The following is a 6,661-nucleotide window of genomic DNA, read 5'->3' as shown; positions in this document are numbered from 1 at the left end:
CTCGTCGCATTCATCGTGGTCGCGGCATCCGGTTATGTCAGCGCCGAACTGCGTATCGGCAGCCTCGACCGACTGCTCACGCCCTATGGGCTGCTCGTGCTGGTCAAAGTCGCGGCCCTGATCGCGCTCGGCATGTTCGGCGCCGCCTATCGACGCTCGCTGATCCGCCGCCTCGCCGAGTCGGGCCGCCGCTACTTCTTCTGGAAGATCGCCGTCGTCGAGCTGGCGTTCATGGGCATCGCCTCGGGGGCCGCCGCCGCACTCGGCCGCTCGGCCCCGCCGGTCGACGACGCCATCCCGGCCGTTCAGACGCCCGCACAGATCCTCACCGGCGAGCAGCTGCCATCCGAGCTCACCTTCTCGCGCTACTTCACCGAGTGGAATTTCGACATCCTCTGGATTCTGCTCTGCGGGTTCGGCATCGTCTTCTACCTGGCGGGCGTGCGGCGCCTGCGCACGCGCGGCGACAAGTGGCCCATCCACCGCAGCGTGCTGTGGGTGGCGGGCATGCTGCTGCTGTTCTACGTGACCTGTGGCGGCGTGAACGTCTATGAGAAATACCTGTTCAGCGTGCACATGCTCGGGCACATGACCCTCAGCATGATGGTTCCGCTGCTGCTGGTTCCCGCCGCTCCGGTGACGCTCATCATGCGTGCGGTCGCCAAGCGGCACGACGGAACGCGCGGCGGCCGGGAGTGGGTGCTGCTCGCGGTGCACTCGAAGATCGGGGCGTTCCTCGCCAATCCCCTCGTCGCGGCCATCCTGTTCGCCGGAAGTCTGTGGGCGTTCTACTACACGCCGCTGTTCCGCTGGGCGACCACCGACCACATCGGCCATGAGTGGATGGTGACGCACTTTCTCATCACCGGCTACCTGCTCGTGCAGGCGCTCATCGGCGTCGACCCGGTTCCCTACCGCTTCCCGTACCCGTTCCGGCTGCTGTTGCTGCTCGCGGTCATGGCGTTCCACGCGTTCTTCGGGCTCGCGATGATGACCGGAAACGGCCTACTGCTGGCCGACTGGTACGGGGCGATGGGTCGGCCCTGGGGCGTCAGCGCCATCGAAGACCAGCAGGCCGGAGGCGGAATCGCGTGGAGCGTGGGCGAGATTCCCACGGTGATCCTCGCGATCGCCGTCGCCATCCAGTGGAGCAAGCAAGACAAGAAAGAGACCACGAGGCGAGACCGCACGGCCGACCGCACCAACGAGGCCGAGCTCGGCGAGTACAACGCGATGCTCGAGCGCCTGAACGCCCGCCGCTGACGCGTCCTACTACGTGCGCGGTGCGAAGGTGATCTCGCCGGCGTCGTCGAGCAAGATCGCGTAGTCGAGCGAGAACGGCACGTCTTCGCTCAGCGCCGACACCGTTCCGTCGAACAGCGACTTGACCTGCACGTCGATGTGTGCGGCCCCGGCGTTCTCTGCCAGCAGCCACGACGACCCACCGGCCACGACCGACACCTGCGGATAGTGCACGATCGACCAGCTCGGATCGCCGTCGATGCGGTCGGTGATGCCCTTCGAGAACGGGCAGCCCACGGGATAGAGCACCTTCTGCGCGGCGCAATCGTCGAGGAATGCGCTGAGGCTGCCTGCGACGGCCTGCGAGAAGAGGTCGTTGGGTACCGCCGTGACGATTCCGCTCTCGGTCGCGCCGGGCGACGCCAGGGTCACCGCGACGGTGTCGCTCGTCAGGTAATGCGATTCGTGCGAGAGCACCACGAGCGAGGGCACCAGCACGGTGTAGCGGGCCCCGGCTCCGAAGGCCCCGTCGCCGGCGCCGAGATCGGATGCGTCGAGTTCGCCCGTTCCGACGGTGACGCTGGTCGTGTTGGTCACCGCCAGCGAGAGCGTCGCCACGGGGGACTCCTTGAATCTCCACTGGCTGAAGATGCCGAAGTTCGTTCCTCCGCGTTCGACGACGAACTCGCTCTGGGTTCGTGCCGACTGCCGGTCGGCGCCCTCGAGCGTGTAGCTCACGGTCACGCGATGCACTCCGGCGCCGAGGTCGGTGTCGTCTGTGATGCGGATCTCGCCGAGAGTCGCGAGGGTGTTGCGCTTCAGCAGGGCGGCGCCGGCGGAAGCGGGCGTGAGGTCGTCGGGAAGCTCGACTCCGGGCATGGCCAGGGCGCCGTCGACGTCGCGGGCTCCAAGGGTCTGCAGATAGGTGGTGACGAATCCGCTCGAGCCGAACACCGTGAGGTTGAGCGCCAGCACACCGGCTGCGAAGACTCCCACGAGCAGCAGCAGCGCGCCGCACCAGGCCAACGCGACCTGCGACAGAGACGCGCGCCTCTTCTGCACACGCACATCCATTCGCTCAGTCTAGGCAATGCCGTCGCGCGCCGGCCGGGGCGGGCGACACGCCCGGTAGATTGGATGCGGTCCCCTCGTCGTTCTGCACAGAAAGCTCCTGTCGCGTGTCCCTTCCCGATCTGTCAGCCGAGCAGAAGCGCGTCTTCGACCTGATCGAGTCGACCAGGAGCCACGTGTTCGTGACCGGACGAGCGGGAACCGGAAAGTCGACACTGCTGAACCACCTCAGCTGGAACACCGAGAAGCAGCTCGTGATCTCGGCGCCCACGGGGGTCGCGGCGCTGAACGTGGGCGGGCAGACCATCCACTCGCTGTTCCGGCTGCCGATCGGGGTCATCGCCGACAGCGACATCGACCAGAACGGCGATGTGCGCAAGATGCTCAACACCATCGACACGCTGGTCATCGACGAGGTGTCGATGGTGAACGCCGACCTCATGGATGCGATCGACCGCTCCCTGCGCAAGGCCCGGCACAAGCCGACGGTGGCCTTCGGCGGGGTGCAGGTCGTGCTGTTCGGAGACCCGTATCAGCTTGCCCCGGTGCCGGGCGACGCCGATGAACGCGCCTACTTCACCGACCACTACAAGTCGATGTGGTTCTTCGACGCGAAGGTGTGGAGCGAGGTGTCGCTCACGGTCGTCGAGCTCACCGAGATCCACCGGCAGCACGACGACGACTTCAAGTTCATGCTGAACGCCGTGCGTCACGGGCAGGTCACCCGCGAAATAGCGGATGCGCTGAACGGCGCGGGTGCCCGAACTCCTCCGAGCGACGGCACGATAACCCTGGCCACGCGCAACGACGCGGTCAACCGCATCAACGCCGAGGCGCTCAAGCGGCTGCCGGGAACGGTGCGCACGGCGAATGCCGAGGTCTCGGGTGACTTCGGCGGGCGCAATTACCCGGCAGAGGAGGCGCTCGAGCTCAAGGTCGGGGCGCAGGTCATGTTTTTGCGCAACGACTCCGAGCAGCGCTGGGTCAACGGATCGGTCGGCGTGGTCTCGAAGATCAGCAAGGCGGGCTCCATCTGGGTAGAGATCGACGGCGAGGTGCACGAGGTCGACCCGGTGAGCTGGGAGAAGCACCGCTACTCGTACTCGGCCGACGATAAGAAGCTCACCAAGAACGTGATCGGCGAGTTCACACAGTTTCCCCTGCGGCTCGCGTGGGCCGTCACGATTCACAAGAGCCAGGGAAAGACCTACGACCAGGCCGTGGTCGACCTCGGCCAGCGGGTGTTCAGCGCGGGCCAGACCTACGTGGCTCTGTCTCGGCTCACGAGCCTCGACGGTCTGTACCTGACGCGTCCGCTGCGCCCCGCCGACATCTCTGTCGACCCGGCAGTGCGCCGCTTCATGTCGCGCGGCCAGTAGCCCTTTCGCGCCCGCGCGGGCCTCCGCGCTAGCGGATGGCGGCCACGATCGCGTTCGCGAGGTCGCGCGGACGCGAGAACTGCGGCCAGTGACCGGTGGGCAGCTCGACGATTCCCACCTCGTGGATACGCGGCAGTTCGGCGAAGTAGGGCACTCCGGCACCCATGCCCCGCCGCATCTCCTCGGCACTGTACGTGCAGGTGATCATGGTGACGGGCACCTCATAGCGCCGCTCGTCGATGAGCACCTGCGGGTCGCGGGCCACGCGGGTGGGCGTCGGTACCGCGCGAGCCCGGAAGTTCTCGAGGTCGGCCTCGTCGAGCCCGCTCAACTCGAGATCGTCGAAGAAGTCCCAGTCGGGCAGCGGCAGCTCACCGTTCACCTCGGGGATGTTAACGTTGATCTCCTGGCCGGCGGGGGTCGGGCCACTGTCGACGTAGACGGCGTGCCGGATGCGGCCGGGATTGCGATCGATCACGGCGTGGATGACCGAGCCGGCGCCGCTGTGCCCCACCAGCACGACGTCTCCGTCGAGGCCGACGACGTACTTCTCGACGAAGCGGATGTGGTCGTCGAGGGTGATGCCCCGGCGACCTTCATCGATGGACCCCATGCCAGGCAGGCTGAGCGGGTGCGGCGTGTGGCCGGCGGCCTCGACCGCCGCTGTGACGGGCGCCCACGACCACGCGCCGAGCCAGAATCCGGGAACGAGAACGATGTGCATGACCCCACGATACGTCGTCGCTTCCGCGCGGGTCGAGGATCGGACTTCGACAATTTCAGAAAAGGCGCGGCCGCATCGAGACTCGTCGATATTGTCAGCGCAGCTTAGTCAGCGCAGCTGCGTCAGCGTGCGCACGGCCTCACCGGTCGCGGCAGCCGCGGCCTCCACGTCGGCGGCGGTCGTCGCCGTCGACAGGCTGAAGCGCACGGCGGTCTGCGCATCCATTGGATCGATGCCGAGCGCGAGCAGCACGGGCGACGGCTCGTCGCTGCCCGCCGCGCACGCCGACCCGCTCGACGACACGACGCCGCGCTCCTCGAGCCCCAGCAGCACCGCCTCGCCGCTCGTGCCCGCGAACAGAAACGACGCGATCGACGGCAGCCGGTGCTCGCGCGATCCGGTCAGTCGGGCAGCGGGAACGGCCGCCTCGATGCGCCTGATCAGCTCGTCGCGCAGTTCGGCGACCCGACCGGATGCCTCGGCCCGGCCCGTCGACGACAGTCGCGCCGCGAGGGCCAGCCCGACGGCGGCGGCCACGTTCTCGGTGCCGGAGCGCCGCCCGCGCTCCTGCCCGCCGCCGTGCAGCAGCGGCTCGATCACCAGCCGGGAGCGTGCGGCCAGCGCGCCGACGCCCTTCGGCGCGCCCAGTTTGTGGCCCGAGATCGATACGGCGTCGGCACCGAGCGCATCCAGGCTCACGTCGAGCCAGCCAGCGGCCTGCACGGCGTCGACGTGCAGCACGGCTCCGGCGGCGCGCGCGATCGCGCCGATCGCGGCGGTGTCCTGAACCGTGCCGATCTCGTTGTGCGCGGCCAGCACGCTGACGAGCGTGGTGTCGTCGCGCAGCAGCCCGGCGAGGGCGTTGAGGTCGACGCGGCCCACGGCATCCACCGGCGCGAATGACACATCGAAGCCGTGCACCCGACGCAGAAACTCGACCGACTCGAGAGTGGCCTCGTGCTCGATCGGGGTGGTCACGATGTGCCGGCCGCGGGGCCGGCCGAGCGCGATTCCCTTGATGGCGAGGTTGATGGCCTCGGTGCCTCCCGAGGTGAACGTGATCTCGCTGGGGCGAGCGCCGAACCAGTCGCCGAGGTCGCGGCGGGCCGAACCGAGGGCGCGCCCGGCCGAGTCGCCCAGGGCGTGGTGGCTCGACGGGTTGCCGAAGTCGCCGGTGAGAAGCGGCCACATGGCCTCGAGCACCTCGCGACGAACGGGGGTGGTCGCCGCATTGTCGAGGTAGATCACGGGGCGCGTCTCACGCCTCGACGCTCAGGTCGAGCCCCAGGTCGAGGGCGCGCACGCTGTGGGTGAGCGCGCCGACCGAGATGATGTCGACGCCCGTCTCGGCGATGGCGCGCACCGAGTCGAGGTTCACTCCTCCGCTGGCCTCGACCAGCGCCCGGCCGGCGACGAGGGCCACGCCCTCGAGCAGCTCGTCGAGCGAGAAGTTGTCGAGCATGATCGTGTCGACGCCGCCGGCGAGCACGGGCTCGATCTGGTCGATGCGGTCGACCTCGACCTCGAGGTGGGTCGTGTGCGAGATGCGCGAACGGGCGCGCACGATGGCGTCGGTGAGCGAGATTCCGGATGCCGTCAGCACGGCGAGGTGGTTGTCTTTCGCGAGCACGGCGTCGCTCAGCGAGAAGCGGTGGTTGCCGCCTCCGCCGCAGCGCACCGCGTGCCGCTCGAGGGCGCGGAGGCCCGGGGTGGTCTTGCGGGTGTCGACGATGCGCGCCCGGGTGCCGGCGACGGCGTCGACATAGCGCGCGGTGAGGGTGGCGATGCCGCTCATGCGCTGCACGAGGTTGAGCGCGACCCGCTCGCCGAGAAGCACGCCGCGGGCGCTGCCCGCCACCGTGGCCAGCACGTCGCCGGGCTCGAAGCGGGCGCCATCGGCCAGCAGCAGGGTCGTCACGGTCGTCGGGTCGGCCGCGAGCATCGCGCGGGTGAAGACGTCGCCGCCCGAGAGGATCCCCCCCTCCCGCGCCACCAGCTCGGCGGCGGCCGTCGCACCATCGGGAATGAACGCATCCGACGTCACGTCGCCCCACGGGGCGTCTTCGGCAAGGGCGGCGGTGACGACGCGATCGATGGCCTGGGTGGTGAGCAGCATGGGTCAGAGTCCTTGCATCTGGAGGGGCTGGAGCGTCTCGAGGGGCTGCGGCGGGTGCCATGGCCGCAGGGTTCGACCGGTCTCGCGCGTGGCGGAGGCATCGGTCTGCGGGTAATCGGAGCGCGCGTG

6 protein-coding genes are annotated in these 6,661 nt (G+C 68.8%); 2 read left to right on the top strand and 4 right to left on the bottom strand.

Annotated features, from left to right (window positions below):
* The coding region (locus ACE5CZ_RS03020) for a cytochrome c oxidase assembly protein (RefSeq protein WP_374945884.1) at positions 1 to 1,263 on the top strand (1,263 nt) is incomplete at its 5' end.
* Between the two features lie 9 nt (positions 1,264 to 1,272).
* Here the strand turns inward: ACE5CZ_RS03020 and ACE5CZ_RS03015 are convergent.
* Entirely contained in the window at positions 1,273 to 2,316 is a 1,044-nt protein-coding gene (locus tag ACE5CZ_RS03015; protein ID WP_374945883.1) for a hypothetical protein, read from the bottom strand.
* Between the two features lie 104 nt (positions 2,317 to 2,420).
* On the opposite strand from ACE5CZ_RS03015, the gene ACE5CZ_RS03010 reads away from it, so the two are divergent.
* Positions 2,421 to 3,692, top strand: a complete 1,272-nt coding sequence (locus ACE5CZ_RS03010) for an ATP-dependent RecD-like DNA helicase (RefSeq protein ID WP_374945882.1) — start codon at positions 2,421 to 2,423, stop codon at positions 3,690 to 3,692.
* Positions 3,693 to 3,720: 28 nt separating this feature from the next.
* Here ACE5CZ_RS03010 and ACE5CZ_RS03005 read toward each other — a convergent pair whose 3' ends face one another.
* From ACE5CZ_RS03005 to nadC, 3 genes are all read right to left on the bottom strand, one after another.
* A complete protein-coding gene (locus tag ACE5CZ_RS03005; RefSeq protein ID WP_374945881.1) occupies positions 3,721 to 4,416 on the bottom strand; it encodes an alpha/beta fold hydrolase in 696 nt (231 codons plus the stop codon).
* Positions 4,417 to 4,524: 108 nt separating this feature from the next.
* Complete coding sequence (locus tag ACE5CZ_RS03000) at positions 4,525 to 5,664, bottom strand: cysteine desulfurase family protein (RefSeq protein WP_374945880.1); 1,140 nt, start codon at positions 5,662 to 5,664, stop codon at positions 4,525 to 4,527.
* 10 nt (positions 5,665 to 5,674) lie between these two features.
* Positions 5,675 to 6,529, bottom strand: coding sequence for a carboxylating nicotinate-nucleotide diphosphorylase (nadC, locus tag ACE5CZ_RS02995; RefSeq protein ID WP_374945885.1), 855 nt, complete (start codon positions 6,527 to 6,529; stop codon positions 5,675 to 5,677).
* Between the last annotated feature and the right edge of the window lie 132 nt (positions 6,530 to 6,661).

Origin of the sequence: Agreia sp. (assembly GCF_964263775.1) — a bacterium.
Taxonomy (GTDB): domain Bacteria; phylum Actinomycetota; class Actinomycetes; order Actinomycetales; family Microbacteriaceae; genus Agreia.
Note: the sequence above shows the minus strand (reverse complement) of the source record. Positions and strands in the feature narration are given on the sequence as shown.